The sequence below is a fragment of the Lysobacter sp. Root916 genome (assembly GCF_001429785.1).
GTDB lineage: Bacteria > Pseudomonadota > Gammaproteobacteria > Xanthomonadales > Xanthomonadaceae > Lysobacter.
Genome location: NZ_LMJF01000013.1, coordinates 155,177 through 180,358, shown reverse-complemented (window position 1 = coordinate 180,358; position 25,182 = coordinate 155,177). Strand labels below are relative to the sequence as shown.

The following is a 25,182-nucleotide window of genomic DNA, read 5'->3' as shown; positions in this document are numbered from 1 at the left end:
TCATCCCGGGCCGGCTTGTCGTCGGGCGGGGGCCGTGGCAGAGTCGGTCGCAGTGAATTTGGAGTCCGCATCGTGATCGATCCGGACGGCTACAGGCCTAATGTCGGCATCGTGCTGATGCACCCGGACGGCCGCCTGTTCTGGGCCCGACGCGTGCATCGCGACGGCTGGCAGTTCCCGCAAGGCGGGATGAACACCGACGAGACGCCGCTCGAGGCGATGTACCGCGAGCTGCGCGAAGAGACCGGCCTGCTGCCGCAGCATGTCGAAGTGCTGGGCGCGACCCCGGGCTGGCTGCGCTATCGCTTGCCGCAGCGGGCGATCCGGCGCAACGACCGGCTGGTCTGCATCGGCCAGAAACAGGTCTGGTTCCTGCTGCGCCTGACCGGCCAGGAGTCCGACCTGCGCCTGGACCTGACCGACAAGCCCGAGTTCGACCACTGGCGCTGGGTGGACTTCTGGTACCCGGTCGAACACGTGGTGGTGTTCAAGCGCGGGGTCTATTCCAGCGCCCTGCGCCATCTGGCCCCGTTCGCGCGCAGCATCGCCGGCGCCCAGGCGGTGCCGGCGCCGGGTCCGGACCCGCGCGCTCAGCTGGACCCGCGTGCGGGCGGCCCCGGGCGCAATCGCCAGCGCCCGCGCGCCCGGCAACCGGGGATGAACGTCCGCGGCGGCCAGGACCCGTCGTCGAATTGACAATCATTCGCATTCCTGGCGAAATGGACCTGCAGCCGATCCGGCTGCCTGCCCGCCCAACGCCACCGTGTACGTCTGCATCTGCAACGGAGTCACCGAACGCGACATCCTCCAGGCCGCCGAGGCCGGTTGCCGCAGCGTGCCCGAACTGACCATGCGTACCGGCGCCGGCGCCAACTGCGGCAGCTGCCTGGACATGGCCTCCGAATTGCTCGAGCGCGCCCGCGCGCTGCGCGATCTGCCGCTGCCGGTATTGCAGCAAGCCGCCTGATCGTCTCCCGCGAGCGCCGCGCGTTCGCGAACTCCTTAAGTTTTCCGCGCCGGCGCGTACGCGAAATGCACTCGATTCGCGTTCCGTCACGGCCTGCGCGAAAGGGCTAGAGTGCCCGCCATTGCAACTGCCGGAGCACGGCCATGAAGGGCGACGCCAAGGTCATCGAGTTCCTCAACAAGGCGCTCTATAACGAGCTGACCGCGATCAATCAGTACTTCCTGCACGCCAAGATGCTGAAGAACTGGGGTCTGAAGGAACTGGCCGATCACGAGTACCACGAGTCGATCGACGAGATGAAGCACGCCGACAAGTTGTCGGAGCGCATCCTGTTCCTCGACGGCCTGCCGAACTTCCAGGCCCTGGGCAAGTTGCGCATCGGCGAGAACCCGCGCGAGCTGCTCAACTGCGATCTCGCGCTGGAGCTGGAAGCGCTGCCGGTGCTGCGCGACGGCATCAAGCACGCCGAAGCGGTCGGCGACTACGTCAGCCGTCAGTTGTTCGCCGACATCCTCGACTCCGAGGAAGAGCACATCGACTGGATCGAAACCCAGCTGGCGCTGATCGATCGCCTGGGCGAGCAGAACTACTTGCTGACCAAGATCGAAGAGTAAGTCGCCGCGCCTCGCGCGCGGCCGTCGCATCCAGCCAGCCATCGGGCGCGCCAGGCGCGCACCGTCGCCAGCCAGACATCCGAGCCACCGGTACGCCGGTGGCTTTTTTGTGTTCGGGGAGTGTTAGCCCGGGCGTTTCCCGGCACAGTCTTATTTGGTGTCAAATACCGCAACCGCTCAAGGAGACGGGTGCGATGGGAGTGCGCGGCAAACGTTGGCTGATGCTCGTCGGCATAGGCGCTGCGGTCACCATGGCCGCCACGGCGGCGGATCCTGCGAGGCTGGCTATCGCGGGGATCGGGGTAGGGAGCTTCGAGAAGGACGTCGTGCGAAAACTTGGCAAGCCTCGTAGCCGAACCACGGAAGAGGGCTACATCATGGCCACGTTGCACTACGACCGTTCGGCGTACTTCCTCGATGAGGATGACCGTGTGGTAGGCATGCGCTCGTCGAATCCGCGTAGTTGTTTCGAGCGCGTCGTCTGTCCCGGCATGCCGCTGTCCGAGGCGAGAAAATATCTATCGCGGATGCTGCCCGTGCCAACTCACGATCCGAAAGGCCTGGCGTTCGTCGATCCCGGAGGCAGCGGCTGTTGGGTCGAATTGACGCCGAAGGGCAAGACGCTCGCGAGCCTCGCGATTAAGTGTGAGCCCTGAGTTCGTTGCGCCGATCCAGCTCGATGCGCGAGGCCGAGCTGTCGCGACGGGTCGAAGATTCGGGGTGGGCTAGAGCCGGCCCTATGCGGCGCTGACCTTGGGCGCGCGCCGGAAGATCAGGCGCCAGACCCACCACAGCAGCAGGGCGACGACCAGGCTGATCAAAGCGACCAGCGACAGCGCGATCCAGGGGTGGGCGAACACCAGGGCCAGGGTGCCGACCACGGCCAGGTCTTCGCCGACCGAGGCGGTCCAGTTGGTCACCGGTTCGGGCGAGGTGTTGAGCAGCACGCGCGAGCCGGCCTTGAGCAGGTGGCTGCCCAGGGCCACGCCGGCGCCGGTGGCCAGGGCGCCCGCGCCGAGCTGGCCGTCCGGGGACAGGGTGGCGGCGGCCAGGAAAGCGCCGACCGGCACCCGCAGCAGGGTGTGCAGCAGGTCCCAGCCCGAGTCCACGCCGGGGATCTTGTCGGCGAAGAATTCGGTGGCGGCGAGCACGCCGGAGACGCCGATCACCCACGGCGACTCGGTCGCCTGCAGGGCCTGGGGCAGGTCCAGCCAGCCCAGGGCACCGGCGATGCCGACCCCGAACACGGTCATGTAGACCCGGACCCCGGCCAGCCAGGCAAGAACTACCCCAATTGCGAACAGGTGCGCATCGGACACGGCGACAACCCCGCTAGACTTGTCGGCCGAGTATAGAACCACCCGGCGGCCCCCGCCGCTCCGTCGCATGGCCAAGCCACCACCGCCCCGTTTCGTCATCGTCCAGCAGCAACCCGACCGGCGGCCGTTGATCGCGGCCGTGGTGGCGGCGATTTGGCTGGCGTCGCTGGCTGGCGCCTGGGCCTGGGCGACCTGGCGCGCGGCGCCGCAACTGCCCAAGGTCAGCGCCGAGCTCGACGCCGTGCGCGCGACCCTGCGCGAGCGCCAGGCCCGTCTGGACCAGCTGGAACAGCGCGAGGCCACCTTGCAGCGTTCCGACCAGATCAGCCGGGTCGCCAACAAGCAGATCCAGGGCGCGCTGGCCGATCGCGAGGAAGAGATCGCCGACTTGCGCGCCGACGTCGCCTTCTACGAGCGTCTGGTCGGTTCGACCGGCAAGCCGCAGGGCCTGAACGTGCACTCGACCCAGTTCTCGCCCGAGGCGGGCGGCACCTGGCGCTACATGATCGTCCTGACCCAGAACCTCAACCGCGGCGCGGTCAGCGCCGGCCGGCTGGAGTTCGCGGTCGAGGGCGTGCGTAACGGCAAACTGACCACGATCGGCTGGGACGAGCTGCATCAACGCCCGGCGGCGCCGGCGCAGGACTATTCTTTCCGCTACTTCCAGCAGCTCGACGGCAGCGTGATGCTGCCGGCCGGCTTCACTCCGCAGCGCGTACGCGTGTCGCTGCGAGGCGGGGACGCCTCGGTGGAGCAGGCGTTCGACTGGCGCAGCGGCGCTACCGTCACCGGGGAAACCTAAGCATGTTCAAGAACAAACCCACCCAGCTCGCGGCCGGCCAGGTCGACACCATGATCGGCCCGCAGGTAGTGATGCGCGGCGACCTCCAGTTCAGCGGCGGCCTGTACATCGAGGGCCGCATCGTCGGCAAGATCGTGGCCGAGCCGGGCCAGCCGGCCGTGCTGACCCTGGCCGAGAACGGCAGCATCGAGGGCGAGGTGCATGCGCCGGTGGTGATCATCAACGGCGAGCTTACCGGCGACGTCTACGCCGCCGAGCGCGTCGAACTGGCGGCCAAGGCGCGCGTGCTGGGCAACGTCCATTACAAGGTGGTCGAGATGATCGCCGGCTCGATGCTGACCGGCCGCCTGATCCATTCCGACACCGCCGGCGCGCCGCGCGCGGGCGCTGAAGCTCCGGTGACCGCGCACGCCCTGGCCGACTGAGGGGAGATTGCGCCGGCCCGCGCCGCGCCCTATTAATGGGGCATGGCCGAATCCGAACCGCGCAGTCCCCAGAACGCGCCCCGCCACTGGCGCTACGCCGCCGGCGTGGCGATGGCCGCCGTGCTCGCGTTCGGCGCCTGGGGCCTGTGGCGCGCCTGGTCGCCGCCGCCGCCCGCGGCGCCGGCCGGCTCCGACACGGCGCGCGACGCGCGCGCCGAACACGCCGAACTCGAGCAGCTGCGCCAGCGCGTGACCACGCTGAGCCGATCGGATCAGATCAGCCGCGAGGCCAACCGCGACCTGCAGGGCACCCTGTCCGAGCGCGACGAGGAAATCGCCGGCCTGCGCGCCGACGTCGCCTTCTACGAACGCCTGGTCGGCTCCACCGCGCAACGCCGCGGCCTGGCCGTGCACGCGCTGCGGGTGCAGCCCCAGAACGGCGGGGCCTGGCATTTCACCAGCACCCTGACCCAGAACCTCAACCGCGGCGCGGTCAGCGCCGGCCGCCTGACCGTGGCCCTGGAAGGCAGCCGCGGCGGCAAGCTGCAGAAGCTGGCCTGGGACGATCTGCGCCAGCAGCCCAATGCGCCGGGCCTGGCCTATTCGTTCAAGTACTTCCAGCAGATCGAAGGCGACCTGTTCCTGCCCGCAGGCGTGACCCCGGTGCGGGTGGTCGTGCGCCTGACCCCGCAAAGCGGCGCGGCGGTGGAGCAGTCGTTCACTTGGGCCGAAGCTACGCGCGAGGGCAGCGGGGCGACGGCGGCGGAGTAGGGGTGGGTTAATTGGCTCGGCGGAAACCCCGATGCGCGATCGCTTTGCCCGTCATTCCCGCGCAAGCCGAGCCCGCCTTCGCGGGAATGACGACCGGAGAGTTTCGACTGAATAGCGACCGCGCCAGATCGCGCAAGTCCCTCAAGTCGAGGTCCGCCGCATCGCGATAGCAGCAACGATCAACCGCAGCGTTCGATCCGCGAGCTTGAATGCCGGGCCTTCGCCCCCCATCCTGGAGGGATGGAAACGATCACTGCCCTGCCCACGGCGCCGGACTACCAGTCGCTGGAGCGCCCGCTGGATTTCACCGCCTCGGCGGCGACCAAGGTCCGCGAACTGATCGCGGAAGAAGGCAATGCCGCGCTCAAGCTGCGCGTCTACATCCAGGGCGGCGGCTGTTCGGGCTTCCAGTACGGCTTCGAATTCGACGAGCAGCAGGGCGAGGACGACCTCGCCGTGCAGACCGACGGCGTCACCCTGCTGGTGGATCCGCTGAGCCTGCAGTACCTGATGGGCGCGGTGGTCGATTACACCGAAAGCCTGCACGGTGCGCAGTTCGTGATCCGCAATCCGAACGCCAAGACCACCTGCGGTTGCGGCTCCTCGTTCGCGGTGTGAGCGACGCCGCCGACCAACCCGAGCGCGCGCCTTACGCCTTCGTCGAAGCCGGCAGCGATGCCGCCGTGCGCGCAGCCTTGGACCGTGCCGACCATCTGCGCGACCAGCCCGAAGCGCTGACCGCGCTGTGGCCGCAGGCGCGGGTGATCCTGCTGGACGAGTCCGGTCAGGCCCTGGCCGACGACGACGGACAATTACTCGCGCCCAGCGGCGCCGAACTCAGCGCCGGTCCCGGCGGAATCGGGGCGGCCGTGTTCCTGGGCCTGGCGCCCGACGGCGGCGGCTGGTTCGCGCTGGAGTCGGCGCTGGCCGCGTTCGAAGCGCCGCGCCGGGTCGATCTGCGCAACGCCGCCGCGCATTGGCCGGCGCTGCACGCCAGCGTGTTCGCGCAGGCGCGCGCGCTGCAGCATTGGCGCACGCGCAACCGCCACTGCGGCGTCTGCGGCGGCGAAGTCGGTTTTTCGCGCGGCGGCTGGCAAGGCCGCTGCGCGCAATGCGGCGCCGAGCACTATCCGCGCACCGATCCGGCCGTGATCGTCGCCGTCAGCGACGGCGAGCGCCTGCTGTTGGGCCGCCAGACCGGCTGGCCGGCGCGCCGCTATTCGGTGCTGGCCGGCTTCGTCGAGCCCGGCGAATCGCTGGAGCAGACGGTCGCGCGCGAAGTGTTCGAGGAGGCCGGCGTGCGCGTGCGGCGCTGCCGTTACCTGGGCTCGCAGCCGTGGCCGTTCCCGGGCGCGCTGATGCTGGGCTTCTTCGCCGAGGCCGGCCCGGACGAGCCGCAGGTCGGCGACGAGCTGGAAGAAGCGCGCTGGTTCACCGCGCAGGAAGTCCGCGAGGCCCAGGCCCGCGGCGAGCGTCCGCCGCGCGAGGACGACCAGGGGCCCCTGCTCTCGCCCAGCATTTCGATCTCGCGCTGGCTGATCGATCAGTGGCTGGCGGCCGCCGAGGCACGTGCTACGCGTTGAGCCACGGTAGAATCGGCGCTGGCGGACGTTGCAGAGCGTTCCGCCGGATGGCCGGTTCGGCCATGACGGCGGTACGCGCCAGGCGCGCGCCGCCCACGCATACAACGGACACCTTCATCGGATTGGTCACGCCGGGAGCCGGGACGCAATGTCAGAAACGCTGATCGCCGCCGTCGTCGCGCTCGTGCTGGGCCACCTCGCGCAGTCGCTGGCGGCCTCGGTGCGGCACTACGGCTGGTACGCCGATTGGCTGCGCTGGCTGGGCACGCGTTTTCCCGAGGACAGCATCTGGCGCGGTCGCTGGGGCATCGCGCTGGCGCTGGTGCCGCCGCTGCTGGCGGTGGGCCTGTTCCAACTGGCCCTGGACGAGCCGCTGTACGGGCTGGCCGGCCTGGTGTTCGGGATCGCGGTGCTGTTCTACGTCTGGGGCCCGCGCGATCTGGATTTGGACGTGGACGCGATCGTCGCCGCGCCGGATGCGGCCTCGCGCCGCGAAGCCGCCTCGCGGCTGTGGCCGCAGGGCGCGACGCCTTCGCTGGACGGCGGTTCGCTGGTCGAGGCGGTGTTCCGCAACGCGTTGCGGCGCTGGTTCGGCGTGCTGTTCTGGTTCCTGGTGCTGGGCCCGTTCGGCGCGGTGTTGTACCGCCTGACCGAATTGGCGGCCGAGGGCGAGGGGGCGCAGGAATTGCCCGGCGAAACCGCCGTGGGCGCGCGCACGCTGTTGGCGATCCTGGAATGGCCGGTGGCGCAGCTGCTGACCCTGGCGATGGCCCTGGTCGGCAATTTCGACACCGTGCTGGGCGCCTGGCGCGAATCCGGCGGCGCCGCGCTGAGTCTGGACAACCGTTTCCTGGGTGCGATCGCGCGCGCGAGCGTGAAGATCGAGCTGGCCGAAGAGGCCGCCGACTACGCCGAGGACAACGGCAACGCGACCCTGGCCAGCGCGGAGCTGCCCGAATTGCGCGACGCCATGAGCCTGGTCTGGCGCAGCCTGCTGGTGTGGCTGGCGGTACTGGCGCTGTTCGTGATCGCCGGCTTCGTCAGCTGATCGCCTGACGGCGACCCCTGACCGGCCGCGGGCTCATTGCCCGAGCGCGGCGCCGAGCACGGCAAGTCCGCCGAAGAACACGAACCACAACGCGATCGCGACTGGCAGCGCGACCACGGATGCGATCGCCCAGTTGATCGCGCTGCGCGAGGCCGCGCGCGCGCCGGCGATGTCGCCCGCGGCGCGTTTGCCGTCGACCTGCGCGGCATAGACGATCGAGACCACGCCCAGCGGCAGGCAGCAGAACAGGGTGGACAGGATCGCCCAGACCAGGTGATTGGGGACGTATTCGCCGTGAGGTGCGTTCATGCGGTTCTTCTGCAAAGGGACGGTGCGCCGCGTTCGCGGCGCCGAGACGGAGGACGATTCAGCCCGGCGCGAGCCAGCTGAAAGGCCACCAGGGCAGGTTGCGCGCGATCCAGTAGCCGAAGATCAGGCTGAGCCAGAACTTGCCGCTGAGCAGCAGGTCGATCGCGCGTTTGGGCAGGGGCAGGCGATAGCCCATGCCGTGCGCGATCAGCAGCGGCATGGCCGGGATCACCACGAACAACAGCGGGTTCATCGCCAGTGCCTGGCCGAGGTCGCCGTGGACCAGGCCGTGCATGGCGCGGGTGCTGCCGCAGCCCGGGCAATACAGCCCGGTGAAGTGGAAGAACAAACAGCCCGGTAGCGGGCTGTCGGGCGCGTTCGGATCGACGCGCCGCAACAGCCAGACGCCGGCCCCGGCCGCCGCGAGCGCGGCGGCCGCAGCCGTCGCGTGCCACAGTCGGGGCTGGCGCAACGCGGTCATATCAACGCGCGTTCTGCATCTGCTGCATCATTTCCATGTACTGAGCGGTACCGCCCATCATGACGTAGCCGATGTTGAGCAACAGGCCGACGGCGACCAGCGCGGTCGCGACCCAGCACCAGATCTTGGCGTTCTCGGAGGCCTTGCGCGCGCCTTCCAGATCGCCCGCATTGGACTTGCTGTTGACCTGCGAGCCGTAAACGATGCCGACGATGCCCGGCGCGCAGCCGAAGATGCAGCACAGGCAGAAGCCGAGCACGGTCATGCTGATCGACCAGGCCAGGTAGTTTTGAATCGGCTGCGCAGGCGTGGCCTGAGGCGGCTCGTACATGGGTGTCCCCTATCCTTGTTGTGTTTGTGATCGCCGGCACGCGCCGACGCCCCCTTGCCCATCCTAGCAGCGGCTTGCGACGGCTGTCAGTCCTGAATGGGCTTTAGCGGGATTTGCCGGCGCCGGGCCGGCAACTTCACGCGGCGTCGCCACGCAGCGCGCGTACCTGCGCTTCCAGGCCCTCGGCGCTGGCGGCGGCGCCGTCCACCGGCGCGGCCGCGACCACCTCGACCTGGGCGCGGAAACGCCGCGGCACGCGCATGCGCGACATGCGCGAATCGCGATGGCTCCACATGCTGGTCCACATCCCGCGCAAGGCCATCGGGATCACCGGCACCGGCTGTTTTTCCAGGATGTGCTCGACGCCGGACTTGAACTTGGCGATCTCGCCGTCCTTGGTCAACGCGCCCTCGGGGAAGATGCCGACGATCTGGCCGTCGGCGAGCGCGGCCTCGATCTCCTCGAACGCGCGTCGCATGATCTCCGGATTCTCGCGCGCGCCGGCGATCGGGATCGCCTTGGCGGTGCGGAAGATCCAGCTCATCACCGGGATGTTGAAGATCTTGTAGTACATGACGAAACGCACCGGGCGCGGAATGCTCGCGCTCAGGATCAGGGCGTCCATGTAGCTGACGTGGTTGCACACCACCAGCGCCGCGCCCTCGTCGGGGATCTGCTCGACGCCCTTCACGCGCAGCCGGTACAGCGCGCGCACGAGCACCCAGCTCATGAAGCGCATCAGGAACTCGGGCACCAGGGTGAAGATCCAGATCGCGACCAGCACATTGGCAACCGCCAGGGCCAGGAAGACCTGGGGAATGGTCCAGTGCAGGAAGCGCTGCACCGCTACGCCGAGCACCGCGGCCAGGACGATGAAGGCGGCGTTTTGGATGTTCATGCCGGCGATCACGCGCGACAGTTCGTGCTTGGCGGTGCGGCTTTGGATCAGTGCGAACAATGGCACCACGAAGAAGCCGGTGAACAGGCCGATTCCGACTAGATCGATCGCGATCCGCCAGCTGCCCGGTTGCTGCATGAAGGCGGCAATGTCCAACCCGGCGGTTTGAGCGAGGCCCGTACGAGCGAAATAGAGGTCGAACAGGAACGCGCTCATGCCGAACGCGCCCAGCGGCACCAGGCCGATCTCGACGGTGCGCGCCGACAGCTTCTCGCACAGCATTGAGCCCACGCCGGTGCCGATCGAGAACAGCGCCAGCGGGAACACGTACCAGTCGCCCATGCCGAGGTTGAGCTCGGTGTAGCTGGGGATGTTGGCGGTCAGCACGGTGCCGACGAACCAGAACCAGGACACGCCTAGAATCGAGTTGCGCACCGCGACTTGTTTACGCGCCAGCCGGATGATCGCCAGCGACTCCGGCAGTGGGTTCCAGTTGATCTTGAGTTCCGGAGCGCCGGCTTCGGCGCGCGGGATCGCGCGGCTGACCAGGTTGCCGGTCACGGCCAGTACGATGATCGCGATCGCCGCGACCACCGGGCCGTGATCGCCGGCGATCTTGAAGATTACGCCGCCGAAGATCATGCCGATCAGGATCGAGATCGAGGTGCCCATCTCGACTAGGCCGTTACCGCCGGTGAGCTCCTCGGGTTTGAGCACCGAGGGCAGAATCGAGTACTTGACCGGGCCGAACAGGGTCGACTGCAGGCCCGTGCAGAAGAGCGCGGCCAGCAGTATCGGTAGGTTGTGGGTCAGAAAACCTATCGCGGCCAGCGACATGATCACGATTTCCATCGTGGTCGTGATCCGGATCAGGCGCGACTTCTCCAGCTTCTCCGCGATCTGGCCGGCGGTGGCCGAGAACAGGAAGTAGGGGAGGATGAAGATGGCCGGAGCCAGGTTGGTGTAGAGCGTCTTGTCGGCGGCGTCGACGGCCATGTAGCCGAGCAGGCCGATGATCGCCTGCCGGTACACGTTGTCGTTGAACGCACCCAGCGCCTGGGTCAGGAAGAACGGCAGGAACCGCCGTTGCTTGAGCAGCTCGAACTGGTTGTGCGCCATGCGGCCTGCGGGTCCGGTCAGGTCCGCACGTCGATGTGCGGCTCGTGCGAAGGGTTCGCCGGTGGAGCCTAGCAAACCCCCCTGACGGGGTGTAGCGGTACCGGCGAGGTAGCGGAAAACTAGCCCCGCGATGCCATCGGCCTAGCCTTGACCGCCCTGCATCGTCGCCTAGACGGCGCTGGGATGCCGGCGAGCTGCCCGGAGCTCGTCCTGGGTGACCGGTGAAGGCCGCGTGTGCAAGGCGCGATCCGTTTCGCGGGCAGCCAGCTTGGCCTGGCTACCCTGAGGCCCAGCTTGTGCAGAGGAGGTTGCCATGTCCGCCGATAACAAGACGCCGTTGGATCACGTGAACTCGGCCTTGAACCAGCTCAAGGAAATGCGTCACTACTCCAAGAACTATGTCGAGCAACTGACCGCGCAATGGCTGCTGTTCGACGGCGAGCTGTCGAAGTTGAAGCTGGCAGCGCACATCGAGGATCTGATGGTGCGTCAGGGCGAGTTGTACGAGGCCTTGGAGAAGGAGATCGCGGAGTTGGAAGAGGTGGCGGTGTCGCTGCAGCCGGCGCCTGAGGAGGCGGCTGGGGCGGCGCACTAGTTGCGGTGGTCGCGCCGGTGCTTGTGTTGGCGCGATCGCGGCTTACGCCGCTCCCACAGAGAGCACTAAAGAAAACGGCCGGGAGCGCGATGCTTCCGGCCGTTCGTTTTTGCGTGCGGCGATGTCGGACTTAAACCTGCGCGGCGCGCTCGCGCTCGATCGCGCGCCAGCCGATATCGTGGCGGTGGAACTCGCCGTGCCAGGAGATGCCGGCCACCGCTTCGTAGGCGCGGTGCTGGGCTTCGGCCACGCTGGCGCCCAGCGCGCACACGCACAGCACGCGGCCGCCCGCGGTCACGACCTGGCCGTCGACCAGTTGGGTGCCGGCGTGGAAGACCTTGCTGTCCTCGGGCAGGGGCACGTCCCAGGCGCTGATCGGATCGCCGGTGCGCGGCGTCTCCGGATAGTGCTCGGCGGCCATCACCACGCCCAGGGACGGGCGCGGGTCCCACTGGGCCTGCGTCTCGTGCAGGCGGCCGTCGATCGCGGCCTCGACCAGGTCCAGCAGGTCGGACTGCAGGCGCAGCATCACCGGTTGGGTTTCCGGGTCGCCGAAGCGCACGTTGAACTCGATCACCTTGGGCGCGCCGGCCTTGTCGATCATCAGGCCGGCGTAGAGGAAGCCGGTGAAGGGGATGCCGTCGGCGATCATGCCGCGCACGGTCGGCTCGACCACTTCGCGCATCACTCGCGCATGCACTTCAGGGGTGACCACCGGCGCCGGCGAGTAGGCGCCCATGCCGCCAGTGTTGGGACCGGTGTCGCCGTCGTGCACGCGCTTGTGGTCCTGCGAGGTCGCCATCGGCAGAGCGGTGCGGCCGTCGACCATGGAGATGAAGCTGGCCTCCTCGCCGTCGAGGAATTCCTCGATCACCACGCGCGCGCCGGCCGCGCCGAAGGCGTAGTCGGCGAGCATGTCGGTGATCGCGGCTTCCGCCTCGGCCAGGGTCATGGCGACGATCACGCCCTTGCCGGCGGCCAGGCCGTCGGCCTTGATGACGATGGGCGCGCCCTTCTCGCGGACGTACTCCAACGCTTCCTCGACATGAGTGTGCACGGCGTAGTGCGCGGTCGGGATCTGGTGGCGGGCCAGGAAATCCTTGGCGTAGGCCTTGCTGCCCTCGAGCTGGGCCGCCGCGGCGGTCGGCCCGAAGATGCGCAGGCCGGCGGCGCGGAAGCGGTCGACCACGCCCGCGACCAGCGGCGCCTCGGGGCCGACCACGGTGACCGCCACGCCCTCGGCCGCGACCAGGGCCAGCAGGCCGTCGATGTCGGTCGCGGACACCGCGACGTTGCGGCAGCGCTCCTCCGTCGCGGTACCGGCATTGCCGGGGGCGACCAGCACTTCGTCGATGCGGGAAGACTGGGCCAGCTTCCAGGCCAGCGCGTGTTCGCGCCCGCCGGACCCGATGACGAGAACCTTCATACGTGCTCCAGGGAAATAACGGATGGGGAGAGGCTCATGAGCCATGGGATTTTACGCCACCGGCCGGGACGGGGTTGGCGGCTGCTACCATCGCGACGGCTATCGGCACGCTTTCCGGCCTGAGCCCGGACGCAGTCCTCGTCCGGTTCGCGACAGGGCCGCGCAGGCATGCCGGCGATCCGTAACGACGGCGCCGGCAGGGCGGCATGGACGCGGCCGCACGAGCCCCTCTTCCTTCCCGCCCTCATTTCGGAACCGTCCGCATGGATTGGCTGCTGCACCAGATCGAACTCGCGATCTCCCCGGTCGTCGCCGCGATCAACAACCTGCTGTGGAACTACATCCTGATCTACGGCCTGCTGGCGGTGGGCGTGTTTTTCACCGTGCGGCTGGGCTTCGTGCAGGTGCGCCGCTTCCCGCACATGCTCAAGGTGATCGGGCGCGGCACCGACGGCGACGACGCCGGCATTTCGCCTTTCCAGGCGCTGTGCACCTCGCTGGCGGCGCGGGTGGGCACCGGCAACCTCGCCGGCGTGGCCATCGCCTTGAGCCTGGGCGGCGCGGGCGCGCTGTTCTGGATGTGGTGCACGGCCGCGGTCGGCATGGCCACCGCCTACGCGGAGAGCTCGCTGGCGCAGCTGTACAAGGTGCGCGACGAGAAGGGGCAGTATCGCGGCGGTCCGGCCTATTACATCGCGCGCGGCCTGCGCATGCCGAAGATGGGCTGGGCGTTCGCCGCCTGCTTGTTATTCTCCTACGGCGTGGTGTTCAACGGCGTGCACGCCAACGCGATCGCGCAGTCGGTGGGCGAAACCTTCAAGTTCAGCCAGACCCAGGTCGCGGTGGTGTTGGTGGTGCTGACGGGGGCGATCATATTCGGCGGCCTGCGTTCCATCGCCAAGGTCGCCGAATGGGTGGTGCCGTTCATGTCGATCGGCTACATCGGCCTGGCGGTGTGGGCGCTGGTCGCGCATTACGACCAGATTCCCGCCGCGGTGATGATGATCCTGCGCGGCGCGTTCGGCCTGGACCAGGCCGCGGGCGGCATCGCCGGCGGCATGGCGGCGGCGATGCTCAACGGCGTCAAGCGCGGCCTGTACGCCAATGAGGCCGGCATGGGCAGCGCGCCCAACATCGCCGCGGCGGCGACGCCGGTGCCGCACCATCCGTCCAGCCAGGGCTTCGTGCAAGCCCTGGGCGTGTTCTTCGACACCATGTTCATCTGCACCGCGACCGGGCTGATCGTGTTGCTGTCGGGCGTGCTCGACCAGGGCGGCGATGGCGTGGTGATCACCCAGCGCGCGATGACGGTGTTCTTCGGCGAGTGGGGGGCCTGGTTCGCCTCGATCGCGCTGTTCTTCTTCGCCTTCACCACCATCCTGGGCAACTACTCCTACGCCGAGAGCGGCCTGCTCTACATCGGCGGCGGGCGCAAATCGCTGTTCGCGCTGCGCATCGTGGCGCTGTGCGTGATCGTATGGGGCGTGTTCTCGAAAGTGCAGCTGGTCTGGGACGCCGCCGACGCCGCAATGGCGGTGATGGCGACCTTGAACCTGATCGCGATCGTCTTGCTGGCGAAAGTGGTGGTGAAACTGACCCGCGACTACGACCGCCAGTTGGATGAAGGCAAGTCGCCGGAATTCCACATCGCGCAGTATCCCGAGCTGGGAGAGGGCGTGGACCACGAGATCTGGAAGGAACGCACGCCCAAGGCCTGAGCGGGCGCGGTCAGGCGACCTCGAACGCGCGATGGTAGGTCACCGCGCCGGACGGCGTGGCGCCGGCGAATGCCAGCGCCATGAAGTACTCCGGCGGCAGGCCGGGGTAGTGCAGTCCGGTGTCCTGGCGGAAGCCGAAACGGCCGTAGTAGCCCGGATCGCCGACCACCACGCAGCCTTGCGCGGCCAGCGCGCGCAGGCGCGCCAGTCCTGCTTCGATCAAGGCGCGGCCGATGCCGCTACCCTGCGCCCGCGGCGCCACCGCGACCGGGCCCAGGCCGTACCAGTCCCGGCTGCCGTCGTCGATGCCGACCTGCGAGAACGCGACGTGGCCGAGCACGGCGCCGTCGCGTACCGCCACCAGCGACAGGCTCAGCGCATCGGCGGCGCGCAGGGCGTCGACGATGCGGTGTTCGGTCTGCTGGCTGTGCGGATGCCCGACGAACGCGGCCGCGACCACGGCGCGGATCGCGTCGCGATCCCCGTCGCGCTCCTCGCGGATGACCGGCGCGTCGCTGCCCACGTTCAGTGGCGGAAGTGGCGCACGCCGGTGAACACCATCGCCAGACCGTGCTCGTCGGCGGCGGCGATCACTTCGCCGTCGCGCATCGAACCGCCGGGCTGGATCACCGCGCGCACGCCGGCGGCGGCGGCGGCGTCGATGCCGTCGCGGAACGGGAAGAAGGCGTCGGAGGCCATCACCGAGCCCGGCACCACCAGGCCCGCTTCCTCGGCCTTGAGCGCGGCGATCTTGGCCGAGACCACGCGGCTCATCTGGCCGGCGCCGATGCCGATGCTGCGGTGGTCGCGCGCGTAGACGATGGCGTTGGACTTGACGTACTTGGCCACGCGCCAGGCGAACAGCAGGTCGGCGAGTTCGGCCGGGTCGGGCGCGCGCTGGGTCACGACCTTCAGCTCGTCGCGGCCGACCTCGCGGATGTCGCTGGTCTGCATCAGCAGGCCCGAACCGACGCGCTTGACGTCGAAGTTGTTCCTGCCGTCGCCGTGCGGAATGCGCAGCACGCGCACGTTGGCCTTCTTGGCGCAGTAGGCCAGCGCGGCCTCGTCGTAGTCCGGCGCGATCAGCACCTCGACGAACTGACGGTCGAGGATGGCCTTGGCGGTGGCCGCGTCCAGGCGGGTGTTGAAGGCGATGATGCCGCCGAAGGCCGAGGTCGGGTCGGTGGCGTAGGCCAGCTCGTAGGCATCGCCGCAGGCCACGCCCTCGGCCACGCCGCAGGGATTGGCGTGCTTGACGATCACGCAGGCCGGGCGCTCGAACTGGCGCACGCATTCCCAGGCCGCGTCGGCGTCGGCGAGGTTGTTGTAGCTCAGCTCCTTGCCCTGCAGCTGGCTGAAAGTGGCCAGCGTGCCCGGCACCGGGTACAGGTCGCGGTAGAACGCGCCCTGCTGGTGCGGGTTTTCGCCGTAGCGCAGGTCCATGACCTTGACGAAGTTGCTGTGCTGCTGGGCCGGGAACTGCTGGCTGCGCACGCCGTCGGCGTCCAGCGAGGACAGGTAGTTGGCGATGCAGGCGTCGTACTGGGCGACGCGATTGAACGCGGCCACCGACAGCGCGAAGCGGGTCTGCGCCGACAGGGTGCCGGCGTTGGTCTGCAGCTCCTCGATCAGGGCCGCGTACTGGGCCGGATCGGTCGCGACCGCGACGCGGGCGAAGTTCTTGGCCGCCGAGCGCAGCATGGCCGGGCCGCCGATGTCGATGTTCTCGACGATGTCCTCGAACGAGCTGTCGGCCTTGGCCGAGACCTGCTCGAACGGATACAGGTTCAACACCAGCAGATCGATCGCGCCGATGCCGTGTTCGGCCATCACCGCATCGTCGATGCCGGCGCGGCCGAGCAGGCCGCCGTGCACCAGCGGATGCAGGGTCTTGACCCGGCCGTCCATCATTTCCGGGAAACCGGTGACCTCGGAGACGTCGCGCACGGCCAGGCCGGCGTCGCGGATCGCCTTGGCGGTGCCGCCGGTGGACAGCAGTTCGACGCCATGGGCGGACAGGGCACGGGCGAGGTCGAGCAGGCCGCTCTTGTCGGAAACAGAGAGCAGCGCCCGGCGGACGGGCAGGCGATCGGAGGTCATGCGGGGAGTCGGGCAGCGGAAGGGCGCGGGAATTATAGCGGTGCGACTGCGCCATCCCGGCCCCGCGCGCCGAATCCAGCCGGTACGCCCGCCCGCGGGGCATCCGGCGCAGGCGAAGGTGACGCGGCGCTGGCCCCGGGGGTCAGCAATGCGCTACCCCTGCGATCGGGCCGCGGCAGGACCGTCATCGCGTCCGCCAGCGGCTAAGCTGATGCCCGATCGCCCGTGAGGGCATGCGGACCGGCTCAGGGAATGGCATCGATCTACGCGTTGAAGGGGCGCTTCCAGGCCTTGTTGCGGCCGCTGGTGCGCGCCCTGTTCGCGGCCGGCGTGACCGCCAATCAGGTCACCGTGCTGGCCGGCCTGGGCTCGCTGGCGGTCGCGGCCTGGGTGGCCTGGAACGGCAGCGAGCAGCCCTGGGCGTTCGCGGCCCTGCCGCTGTGGATGTTCCTGCGCATGGCCTTGAACGCGATCGACGGCATGCTGGCGCGCGAGCACGGCCAGCAGTCGCGCCTGGGCGCCTACCTCAACGAACTGTGCGACGTGGTTTCCGACAGCGCCCTATACCTGACCTTGCTGGTGGTCCCCGGCGTCGCGCCGTGGACCCTGCTGCTGTTCGCGGGGCTGGCGGCGCTGACCGAATTCGCCGGGATCCTGGCTCCGATGGTCGGCGCGCCGCGCCGCTACGACGGGCCCATGGGCAAGAGCGACCGCGCCTTCGTGGTCGGCGCGCTGGGACTGGCGCTGGCCCTGGGCTGGGCCGGCGCGCGCGCGACCGAACTGGTCGCGATCCTGGCCGCTTTGTTGTGTGTGTGGACGGTGCTGCGGCGGGTGACCGCCGGCGTGCGCCACGGCGCGGCATCCGCCGACGCCGCAACGCAAGGGAGTCGCGAATGAGGGAACACCAGGAACGCCACTACGCCAGCTTCGACGGCACCGAGCTGTACTACCGTCATTGGCCGGCGCGCGGCGAGGGGCCGCGGCGCGCGGTGGTGCTGCTGCATCGCGGTCACGAACACTCCGGCCGGGTCGCGCACCTGGTCGACGAACTGGGCCTGGACGATTGCGATTTCTTCGCCTGGGACGCGCGCGGCAACGGCCGCTCGCCGGGCGAGCGCGGCGACGCGCCGGGCTTCGAGGCGCTGGTGCGCGATCTGGACCGCTTCGTCGCCCACATCGGCGACGTCCACGGGATCGCGGTGGAGGACACCGCGCTGATCGCGCAGAGCGTGGGCGCGGTGGTCGCCGCGACCTGGGCCCACGATTACGCGCCGCGCCTGCGCGCGTTGGTGCTGGCCTCGCCTGCGTTCAAGGTCAAGCTATACGTGCCGTTCGCGCGTGCGGGCCTGGGCCTGATGCAGAAGCTGCGCGGCAATTTCTTCGTCAACAGCTACGTGCAGCCGCAATGGCTGACCCACGACCGCGAGCGCGTCGCCAGCTATCGCAGCGACCCGCTGATCGCGCGGCCGATCTCGGTGCGCGTGCTGCTGGGCCTGTACGAGGCCGCCGATCGCATCGTCGCCGATGCGCAGGCGATCCGGGTGCCGGTGCAGCTGCTGGTCTCGGGCTCGGATTTCGTGGTCCACCGCGCGCCGCAGGACCGCTTCTACGAGCGTCTGGGGTCGAGCATCAAACAGCGCCACTTCCTGCCCGGCTTCTATCACGACACCTTGGGCGAGAAGGAGCGCGCGCCGGCGCTGGCCAAGATCCGCGACTTCCTGCGCGCGCGCTTCGAGGAGCCGCTGCAACACGCTTCGCTGCTGGATGCGCACCAGCGCGGCGACAGCTTCGAGGAGGCCGAGCGCCTGGCCTGGCCGCCGCAACGCAATTCGTTGCAGGATCTGCGTTGGCGCTTCGTGCGTGCCGGCCTGCGCTTCGGCGGCTACCTGTCGGAAGGCATCCGCACCGGCCTGGACACCGGCTTCGACTCCGGCAGCAGCCTGGACTACGTCTACCGCGATCAGGCGCGCGGCGCCGGTCCGCTGGGCCGCATGGTCGATCGCAACTATCTGGACGCGATCGGCTGGCGCGGGATCCGCGTGCGCCGCACGCATCTGCACGAACTGCTGGGCGAGGCCATGCGCCGCTTGCGCGAAGCGGGCGAGCGCGTGGACGTGGTGGATATCGCCGCCGGCCACGGCCGCTACGCGCTGGAGGCCCTGGCCGGCGGCGCCGATTCGATCCGCCTGCGCGACTACAGCGATCTCAATGTGCGCCAGGGGCGCGCGCTGATCGCCGAACTCGGCGCCGGCGGCGTGGCCGAGTTCGAGCAGGGCGACGCCTTCGACCGCGCCGCGCTGGCCGCGCTGACACCGCGCCCGACCCTGGCGATCGTGTCCGGCCTGTACGAACTGTTCCCCGACAACGCCCTGGTGCGGCGCTCGCTGGCCGGCCTGGCCGACGCGGTCGCGCCGGGCGGCTATCTGGTCTACACCGGCCAGCCCTGGCACCCGCAGTTGGAGTTCATCGCGCGCGCCCTGACCAGCCACCGCGGCGGCGAGGCCTGGGTGATGCGGCGGCGCTCGCAGGCCGAGATGGACGAATTGGTGCGCGCGGCGGGCTTCCGCAAGCTCGATCAGCGTATCGACCGTTGGGGCATCTTCACCGTGTCGCTGGCGCAGCGGGTCGAGGAATGAGCGAGACCGCCGTGCGCCGGCCCTGGGGCCGCGCGCTGCTGTGGCTGGCCCTGCTGGGGCCCTTGTTCTTTCTCAGCTACGGCTATGCCAACTCGGTCGCCGCCCAGCGCGTCGGCGTGCCCAGCATCGTGTTCGGCTGGGAACACGCGATTCCGTTCTGGGCCTGGACCATCCTGCCGTACTGGTCGATCGATCTGTTCTACGGCATTTCGCTGTTCGTGTGCCGCGACCGCCGCGAACTCGACAACCAGGCCTTGCGCCTGCTGACCGCGCAGGCGATCGCGATCGCCTGCTTCCTCGCATTCCCGCTGACCTTCAGCTTCGTGCGGCCCGAAACCGACGGCGTGTTCGGCTGGATGTTCGACGTGCTGCTGGGCTTCGACAAGCCGTTCAATCAGGCGCCGTCGCTGCACATCGTGCTGTTGATCGTGCTGTGGGTGCGTTTCGCCCAACACCTGAGCGGCGCCTGGCGCTGGCTGCTGCACCTGTGGTTCGGCCTGATCGGGGTGTCGGTGCTGACCACCTATCAACACCACTTCGTCGACGTGCCGACCGGGCTGCTCGCGGGCTGGCTGTGCGTATGGCTGTGGCCGGAAGGCGCGCGCTCGCCGTGGCGCGCGGCGGTTTGGGCGCGCGATCCGAAGCGTTGGCGACTGGCATCGCTGTATTTGTTGGGCGCGGCCTTGTGCGCGGCGCTGGCCTGGATGCTGCGCGGCGCGGCGTGGTGGCTGTTGTGGCCGGCGCTGTCGCTGCTGCTGGTGGCGCTGAACTATGCGCTGCTGGGCGCGGACGGATTCCAAAAGCGCGCCGACGGCCGCCTCAGCCCTGCCGCGCGCTGGCTGTACGCGCCCTACCTGTGGGGCGCGTGGATCAATTCGCGGCTGTGGACGCGGCGCGCGCCGCAGCCGGTGGAAGTCGGCGACGGCGTCTGGCTGGGGCGCATGCCCGGGCGGGACGAGGCTGCACGCTACGCGGCCGCGGTCGATGTCTGCGCCGAGTTGTCGGCGCCGTCGACGCTGCGGGTGGCGGCGGTGCGGCCGATGCTGGACCTGGTGGCAGCCGAACCGCAGGCGCTGCGTGCGGCCGCGCAGGACATCGAAGCCGCGCGCGCGGCCGGTGCGGTGCTGGTGTGCTGCGCGCTGGGCTATTCGCGCAGCGCGGCGGCGGTCGCGGCCTGGTTGCTGGAGAGCGGCCGCGCCGATACCGTCGAGGCCGCGGTCGCGCAGGTGCGCGCCGCCCGGCCGGCGGTGGTCCTGGGCGAGGCGCATCTGCGTGCGTTGGAACAGGTCCGTGCCGGTGCGATGCCGATCTCCGTGCAGGCAGGGGTGCCCGCGACATGACCACCGCTTTCGAGCTGCACACCATGGGCCTGCTGCTGCGCCAGGGGCGACGCTTGAATGCGTTGTCGCTGGGCTTGCTGGCCCTGACCGGCCTGTGGCTGCTGCTGGCCGGTTTCGGTTTCGGCGCGCTCGTAGGCTGGACCGCCTACGGGCTGGGCCTGAGCGCGATCGCCGGCCTGCTGCAGGTCTATTACGCCGCGCGCGTAGATTTCGACGCCGGCCTGCTGCTGGCCGCCGCGCGCGAGCGCGATCCGGCGCATGCGGCGACGGCCGTGGACGCGAGTCTGCAAGCCCTGGGCCTGCAGCCGCCCGAACGCGCCGGCCGTGACTGGTCCGCGCGCTGGCGTGGCGCGCGCGGCCTGCTGCGGCGTCAGGCCGCGTGCCTGATCGCGCAGGCGCTGTTGCTGGCGAGCGCCTGGTGGTTGGCGCCGTTGCCGCTGGATAACGATCCGGCCCCGGAGGCGTTCGACGACGGTCCGGTCGCGAGCCTATGGCGGCCCGAGCGCGCGCCCTCGTCCATTTTCGGAGTACGTATCGATGCTTAGCGGTTGGATCGCCGACGGTTTCAGTTTCGCGATCCGCGCCCTGACCGGCGCGCGCGCGCTGTGGCGTTGCCCGCCGCTGGGCGATCGCCGGGTCTATTACGGCAACCACGTCAGCCACGGCGATTTCGTGATGATCTGGTCGGCCTTGCCGCGCGCGATGCGCGACGAGACCCGGCCGGTCGCGGGCGCCGACTATTGGCAGCGCGACGCCTTGCGCCGTTACCTGATCCGCGAGGTCTTCAACGGCGTGCTGGTGGACCGCGAGCCCAAGCCACAGGACTGCGGCGATCCCGACCAGCGCCGCCACGAGGCCATGCAGACCTTGTGCGACGCGGTCGACGGCGGTGCCTCGCTGATCCTGTTTCCCGAGGGCACGCGCAACCAGGGCGAGGGCCTGCTGCCGTTCAAGAGCGGCCTGTTCCACCTCGCCCGGCTGCGTCCGGAGCTGGAGTTCGTGCCGGTGTGGATCGACAACCTGGCGCGGGTCATGCCCAAGGGCAAATTGCTGCCGCTGCCGCTGCTGTGCACGGCCACTTTCGGCGAGCCGCTGCGCCTGCACAGCGACGAGGACAAACCGGCGTTCCTGGCGCGCGCGCGCGAGGCGTTGCTGGCCTTGTCCGATGACGGTACGGGCACGCGCGGCTCGGAGGGCGGCGCATGAGCGCGAACCTCGCGATCCTGATCGAGCGGGTGAAGGTGCTGCCGCATTCGGTGTTGTTGTTCCTGGGCGTGGCCGGGGTGCTGTTGCTGGCCACGGCGATCGCGGAATTCCTGCGCTGGCGCACGCGCGGGCGGCCCAGCCCGGTGATCGCCAACCTGACCGCGCGCATCCGCGCCTGGTGGGTGATGGCGGCGGTGGTGGGCGCGTCCTTCCTGATCGGCCGGGTTGGGGTGATCGTGCTGTTCGCGCTGGTATCGCTGTTCGCGCTGCGCGAGTTCATCACCCTCACGCCGACCCGGCGCAGCGACTACTACGCACTGGCGGTGGCCTTCTACGCGGCGCTGCCCTTGCAGTACTGGCTGGTCTACACCGACTGGTACGGGCTGTACACGCTGCTGATTCCGGTCTACGCCTTCCTGCTGCTGCCGATCCTGTCCACGGTGGGCGGCGATACCACGCGTTATCTGGAGCGCGCGGCCAAGGTGCAGTGGGGGCTGATGATCTGCGTGTTCTGCATTTCGCACGTGCCGGCGTTGTTGAACCTGGACATTCCGGGCTACGAGGGTCGCAATCTGCTGCTGATCGCGTTCCTGGTGATCGTGGTTCAGTCCTCGGACGTGCTGCAGTACGTGTGGGGCAAGTTGTGCGGGCGCCGTTTGATCGCGCCCAAGCTGTCGCCGTCGAAAACGGTGGAGGGTTTCGTCGGCGGCGTGGCTTCGGCGACGGCGCTGGGCGCGGCTTTGTGGTGGATCACGCCGTTCACGCCGCTGCAGGCGGCGGCGCTGGCGTTGGTGATCAATCTGATGGGGTTCTACGGCGGTCTGGTGATGTCGGCGATCAAGCGCGATCGCGGGATCAAGGATTGGGGGCACATGATCGAGGGGCACGGGGGCATGCTGGATCGCCTGGATTCGGTGTGTTTCGCGGCCCCGGTGTTCTTCCATTTGATCCGGTATTGGTGGGCGTAGCCGACGCGCTTGCGAGCCATTGGCTCGCGCGTCGGCTACGCGCCCGGCCATGGATGGCCGGGCCGGGCGATCCGGAGCCAGCGTCTTCTCGCCATGGATGGCAGGGGGCACCCCCAAGAAGCGTCTCGCGCATTGCGCGCAGTCCGGCTACGCGCCCGGCCATGGATGGCCGGGTCGGGCGATCCGGAGCCAGCGTCTTCTCGCCATGGATGGCAGGGGGTACCCCAAGAAGCGTCTCGCGCATTGCGCGCAGTCCGGCTACGCGCCCGGACATGGATGGCCGGGCCGGGCGATCCGAAGTCCGCGGAAGTGGCGCCATGGATGGCAGCGAGTCGCTACCTATGCGTCGTGCAGAACGCGCTCATCCCAAGTAGACGGCTTTGCTGGTGCTTGTCATCCCGGCGCGGGCGGCTTACGAGCGCAGGTTCGTTCACGGTTGAACGCCAGAGGGCTCTCGCTCCTAGCTCCTAAGCTCTTTAGCTCTTTAGCTCCCTCCTTTGGAAAAGGAGGGTTGGGGAGGATTTGCTTTTGCTGTTGCTTCGTCGGCTCGGTTCGAAGGTCAACGGCTTCCGCCTGCTGCGCATGCGGGTCACTTTCTCTTGCTAGCCCAAGAGTCCGTCTGGATTCCCTTCGGTCAAAAGTAACCAAAGAGAAGGGCTAGCNGGCTTCCGCCTGCTGCGCATGCGGGTCACTTTCTCTTGCTAGCCCAAGAGTCCGTCTGGATTCCCTTCGGTCAAAAGTAACCAAAGAGAAGGGCTAGCTTGACCAAACCTCCCCTGCGGGTTCGGGGCTGGCGCCGGGATTTTTCGAATGGACGTCCCTGTCCATTCGAAAAACGGCGCGCGTCCTGCGCGCCGCCCTTCGGGTCTACGGTTGTCTGTGTGAGTGCGGTGCTTTTGGACTTCAATGCAACGGCAACGGCAACGGCAACGGCAACGGCAACGGCAACGGCAACGGCAACGGCAACGGCAATCGCAGCCGCAGCCGCAGCCGCAGCCGCAGCTCCGTGAAAGGCGGTAGTCGTAGGATGTGGTGAGCCGAAGGCGAACCGCATCGTCGCGGCGGTTCGATGTGCGGCGGACCTTGTCGTGTTGGCCTGGAACGGTCGGAACGGCGGGAAAGCCTGGGAAAACGGGGCTTTCGGCTGCTGGCGCAGCGACGGCGGATTACTCCAGCCCGTACTCGCGCAGCTTCTTGCGCAGGGTGGCGCGGTGGATGCCCAGCATGGAGGCGGCGCGGCTTTGGTTGCCGTCGCAGTGCTGCAGGACTTCGGCGAACAGCGGGATTTCGAGTTCGCGCAGGGCGATCTCGTAGAGGTTCTCGGTGCCGCTGCCGTTGAGGTCGCCCAGGTAGCGCCGGATCGAGGTGGCCACGTGGTCGCGCAGCGGGACGCGCGGTCCGCCGCGGGTGGCTTCGTTGCGATCGATTGCGGCGTTCAAGCGGTTCCCCTGATGCAGTGTCGTCCCGCCGGGCGGGTGCCTGGCGCAGGGCGCGGCGGACGGGCGGGAGGGGGAGTCTAGCGCGCGACGGTCGCGGCGGACAACGCGACCGTCGCAGTTTTTATCGGAAGTCGAAGGTGAATGCGACGATCCGGGGCGCCGGCTCGACCACGTCCAATTGCACCGTCGCGCTCTGCCCGGGGGCGAGTTCGTCGGTGGGGGCGTGGCCGCGGCGGTAGTCGGAGGGAGCGAACGCGCGCTGGCCGACCTCCCGGCCATCGACATCGGACAAGGTCAGCAGCAAGGTCGGCCAACGCTGCGGCCAACGCGCATCGTTGCGGAAGCTGGCGTTGACGCGCAACACGCCCGGCGCGCCGGGGCTGGGGCGCACGTTGCGGTTGAGCATGCTGTAGGCGGTGGGCTCGTGCCAGGGCGGAAGGCTGCAGCGCAGTACGCCGCACAGCGCGCCGACCAGCGGGCGCCAGCGCGCGTCGGCGGCCAGTTCCTGGCGTTGGGCCAGGACCAACTGCAAGCCCAGCGCCAGCACCAGCACGGCGATCGCGGCGACCGCGCGCCAGTCTCGGCGCGTCGGCGCTGCCGCTGTGCTGCCGCGCACGAAACTGGGTGCGTCGCGCTTGGCGCGCGGCGTGCGCGCGGTGCGGGACGGGCGGGTGCGCGTGCCGGGCAGGGCGGACGCGGCCACCGCTTCTTCCAGCGAGGGCACGGCGGCGGCGGTGGCCGCCGCTTCGGTTGCGGCGCCGTCGGCGTCCGCGGTGGCGGACGCGAGCGCGTCGGCGGGCTCCGGTTCCGGCGATACGGGCGAGCTTGCCGGCGACTGATCGGCGGGCGCGGGCGGCGCCTCCGGCGAGACTGCGTCGGCCTCGGGCTCCGCGTCGCGGGGCGCGATGTCTGCGTCCGCGCCGGCGGCGTCGGCCGCATCGGCCTGCAAGGGGCGCTCGCAACGCGGGCAGCGTTGCGGCGTTTCGCGCGCGCCGCTGCCGGCGGCAGGCAGGATCAGCGCGACCAGGAATCCGCAATGTGGGCAGGCGACGAACATCGGCGTATTCAAGCACGCCGGCTTCGCCGC

At 69.2% G+C, this 25,182-nt stretch carries 26 protein-coding genes and 2 pseudogenes; 18 read left to right on the top strand and 10 right to left on the bottom strand.

The window, feature by feature from the left end; translation table 11 throughout:
• Positions 1-72: 72 nt before the first annotated feature.
• The 4 genes and pseudogenes from ASE35_RS13280 to ASE35_RS13265 form a co-directional block, all read left to right on the top strand.
• A pseudogene (locus ASE35_RS13280) lies at positions 73-552 on the top strand (RNA pyrophosphohydrolase); the annotation flags it as partial.
• A gap of 211 nt (positions 553-763) precedes the next feature.
• On the top strand, positions 764-967 hold the full coding sequence (locus ASE35_RS13275; protein ID WP_056180423.1) for a (2Fe-2S)-binding protein: 204 nt from the start codon (positions 764-766) through the stop codon (positions 965-967).
• A gap of 143 nt (positions 968-1,110) precedes the next feature.
• Positions 1,111-1,581, top strand: a complete 471-nt coding sequence (gene bfr, locus ASE35_RS13270; protein ID WP_056180419.1) for a bacterioferritin — start codon at positions 1,111-1,113, stop codon at positions 1,579-1,581.
• A gap of 194 nt (positions 1,582-1,775) precedes the next feature.
• A complete protein-coding gene (locus ASE35_RS13265) occupies positions 1,776-2,237 on the top strand; it encodes a hypothetical protein (protein WP_157489461.1) in 462 nt (153 codons plus the stop codon).
• 81 nt (positions 2,238-2,318) lie between these two features.
• Here the strand turns inward: ASE35_RS13265 and ASE35_RS13260 are convergent, their stop codons facing one another.
• Positions 2,319-2,900, bottom strand: a complete 582-nt coding sequence (locus ASE35_RS13260) for a DUF4126 domain-containing protein (RefSeq protein WP_057164156.1) — start codon at positions 2,898-2,900, stop codon at positions 2,319-2,321.
• A gap of 67 nt (positions 2,901-2,967) precedes the next feature.
• On the opposite strand from ASE35_RS13260, the gene ASE35_RS13255 reads away from it, so the two are divergent.
• The 6 genes and pseudogenes from ASE35_RS13255 to ASE35_RS13230 all read left to right on the top strand — a co-directional run bounded on the left by ASE35_RS13255 (position 2,968) and on the right by ASE35_RS13230 (position 7,529).
• Complete coding sequence (locus ASE35_RS13255; protein ID WP_057160931.1) at positions 2,968-3,702, top strand: DUF6776 family protein; 735 nt, start codon at positions 2,968-2,970, stop codon at positions 3,700-3,702.
• Between the two features lie 2 nt (positions 3,703-3,704).
• Positions 3,705-4,076 (top strand): annotated as a pseudogene (locus ASE35_RS13250) (polymer-forming cytoskeletal protein); the annotation flags it as partial.
• A gap of 93 nt (positions 4,077-4,169) precedes the next feature.
• Positions 4,170-4,898, top strand: a complete 729-nt coding sequence (locus ASE35_RS13245; protein ID WP_057164155.1) for a DUF6776 family protein — start codon at positions 4,170-4,172, stop codon at positions 4,896-4,898.
• Between the two features lie 240 nt (positions 4,899-5,138).
• Complete coding sequence (gene erpA, locus ASE35_RS13240; protein ID WP_056180404.1) at positions 5,139-5,516, top strand: iron-sulfur cluster insertion protein ErpA; 378 nt, start codon at positions 5,139-5,141, stop codon at positions 5,514-5,516.
• A 65-nt stretch (positions 5,517-5,581) separates the two neighbouring features.
• Positions 5,582-6,481 (top strand): NAD(+) diphosphatase, encoded by a 900-nt coding sequence (gene nudC, locus ASE35_RS13235; RefSeq protein WP_057164322.1) that lies wholly within the window; start codon positions 5,582-5,584, stop codon positions 6,479-6,481.
• A gap of 148 nt (positions 6,482-6,629) precedes the next feature.
• Positions 6,630-7,529, top strand: coding sequence for a hypothetical protein (locus tag ASE35_RS13230; protein WP_056180401.1), 900 nt, complete (start codon positions 6,630-6,632; stop codon positions 7,527-7,529).
• Between the two features lie 33 nt (positions 7,530-7,562).
• On the opposite strand, the gene ASE35_RS13225 is transcribed toward ASE35_RS13230, so the two are convergent.
• From ASE35_RS13225 to ASE35_RS13210, 4 genes are all read right to left on the bottom strand, one after another.
• Positions 7,563-7,838, bottom strand: coding sequence for a CD225/dispanin family protein (locus ASE35_RS13225; protein ID WP_057164154.1), 276 nt, complete (start codon positions 7,836-7,838; stop codon positions 7,563-7,565).
• 58 nt (positions 7,839-7,896) lie between these two features.
• Positions 7,897-8,319, bottom strand: a complete 423-nt coding sequence (locus ASE35_RS13220) for a DUF2752 domain-containing protein (RefSeq protein ID WP_056180393.1) — start codon at positions 8,317-8,319, stop codon at positions 7,897-7,899.
• Position 8,320: 1 nt separating this feature from the next.
• Positions 8,321-8,650 carry a CD225/dispanin family protein gene (locus ASE35_RS13215; RefSeq protein ID WP_056180390.1) on the bottom strand — a complete coding sequence of 110 codons (330 nt, stop codon included), beginning with the start codon at positions 8,648-8,650 and terminating at the stop codon, positions 8,321-8,323.
• A 136-nt stretch (positions 8,651-8,786) separates the two neighbouring features.
• Complete coding sequence (locus tag ASE35_RS13210) at positions 8,787-10,667, bottom strand: MFS transporter (protein ID WP_057160928.1); 1,881 nt, start codon at positions 10,665-10,667, stop codon at positions 8,787-8,789.
• Positions 10,668-10,980: 313 nt separating this feature from the next.
• On the opposite strand from ASE35_RS13210, the gene ASE35_RS13205 reads away from it, so the two are divergent.
• Positions 10,981-11,262, top strand: a complete 282-nt coding sequence (locus tag ASE35_RS13205; RefSeq protein WP_056180385.1) for a hypothetical protein — start codon at positions 10,981-10,983, stop codon at positions 11,260-11,262.
• 130 nt (positions 11,263-11,392) lie between these two features.
• Here the strand turns inward: ASE35_RS13205 and purD are convergent, their stop codons facing one another.
• Positions 11,393-12,688 carry a phosphoribosylamine--glycine ligase gene (gene purD / locus ASE35_RS13200; RefSeq protein WP_056180382.1) on the bottom strand — a complete coding sequence of 432 codons (1,296 nt, stop codon included), beginning with the start codon at positions 12,686-12,688 and terminating at the stop codon, positions 11,393-11,395.
• Positions 12,689-12,951: 263 nt separating this feature from the next.
• Between purD and ASE35_RS13195 the strand changes: the two genes are divergently transcribed.
• Entirely contained in the window at positions 12,952-14,406 is a 1,455-nt protein-coding gene (locus tag ASE35_RS13195) for a sodium:alanine symporter family protein (RefSeq protein WP_200944016.1), read from the top strand.
• Positions 14,407-14,416: 10 nt separating this feature from the next.
• Here the strand turns inward: ASE35_RS13195 and ASE35_RS13190 are convergent, their stop codons facing one another.
• Positions 14,417-14,929: an N-acetyltransferase gene (locus ASE35_RS13190; protein ID WP_057164153.1), complete on the bottom strand. Its 513-nt coding sequence runs from the start codon at positions 14,927-14,929 to the stop codon at positions 14,417-14,419.
• A 2-nt stretch (positions 14,930-14,931) separates the two neighbouring features.
• Positions 14,932-16,506, bottom strand: coding sequence for a bifunctional phosphoribosylaminoimidazolecarboxamide formyltransferase/IMP cyclohydrolase (gene purH, locus ASE35_RS13185; protein WP_056180375.1), 1,575 nt, complete (start codon positions 16,504-16,506; stop codon positions 14,932-14,934).
• Between the two features lie 252 nt (positions 16,507-16,758).
• On the opposite strand from purH, the gene ASE35_RS13180 reads away from it, so the two are divergent.
• The 6 genes from ASE35_RS13180 to ASE35_RS13155 are packed head-to-tail and all read left to right on the top strand — an operon-like array spanning position 16,759 to position 22,656.
• The gene (locus ASE35_RS13180; RefSeq protein ID WP_056180370.1) at positions 16,759-17,403 is read left to right on the top strand and encodes a CDP-alcohol phosphatidyltransferase family protein; all 645 of its coding nucleotides are present in this window, start codon (positions 16,759-16,761) and stop codon (positions 17,401-17,403) included.
• Complete coding sequence (locus ASE35_RS13175; protein WP_057164152.1) at positions 17,400-19,142, top strand: bifunctional alpha/beta hydrolase/class I SAM-dependent methyltransferase; 1,743 nt, start codon at positions 17,400-17,402, stop codon at positions 19,140-19,142. Before ASE35_RS13180 ends, ASE35_RS13175 begins: the two co-directional genes overlap by 4 nt.
• Positions 19,139-20,482 (top strand): phosphatase PAP2/dual specificity phosphatase family protein, encoded by a 1,344-nt coding sequence (locus ASE35_RS13170; protein ID WP_057164151.1) that lies wholly within the window; start codon positions 19,139-19,141, stop codon positions 20,480-20,482. Before ASE35_RS13175 ends, ASE35_RS13170 begins: the two co-directional genes overlap by 4 nt.
• A complete protein-coding gene (locus ASE35_RS13165; RefSeq protein WP_057164150.1) occupies positions 20,479-21,027 on the top strand; it encodes a hypothetical protein in 549 nt (182 codons plus the stop codon). Before ASE35_RS13170 ends, ASE35_RS13165 begins: the two co-directional genes overlap by 4 nt.
• Positions 21,020-21,688, top strand: coding sequence for a lysophospholipid acyltransferase family protein (locus tag ASE35_RS13160; protein ID WP_056180358.1), 669 nt, complete (start codon positions 21,020-21,022; stop codon positions 21,686-21,688). Before ASE35_RS13165 ends, ASE35_RS13160 begins: the two co-directional genes overlap by 8 nt.
• On the top strand, positions 21,685-22,656 hold the full coding sequence (locus tag ASE35_RS13155) for a phosphatidate cytidylyltransferase (protein WP_056180355.1): 972 nt from the start codon (positions 21,685-21,687) through the stop codon (positions 22,654-22,656). The genes ASE35_RS13160 and ASE35_RS13155 overlap by 4 nt, the downstream gene beginning before the upstream one ends.
• Before the next feature lie 1,166 nt (positions 22,657-23,822).
• On the opposite strand, the gene fis is transcribed toward ASE35_RS13155, so the two are convergent.
• Positions 23,823-24,095 (bottom strand): DNA-binding transcriptional regulator Fis, encoded by a 273-nt coding sequence (fis, locus tag ASE35_RS13150; RefSeq protein WP_056180352.1) that lies wholly within the window; start codon positions 24,093-24,095, stop codon positions 23,823-23,825.
• Positions 24,096-24,216: 121 nt separating this feature from the next.
• Positions 24,217-25,164, bottom strand: a complete 948-nt coding sequence (locus tag ASE35_RS21750) for a DUF3426 domain-containing protein (RefSeq protein ID WP_235570072.1) — start codon at positions 25,162-25,164, stop codon at positions 24,217-24,219.
• Positions 25,165-25,182 lie beyond the last annotated feature (18 nt).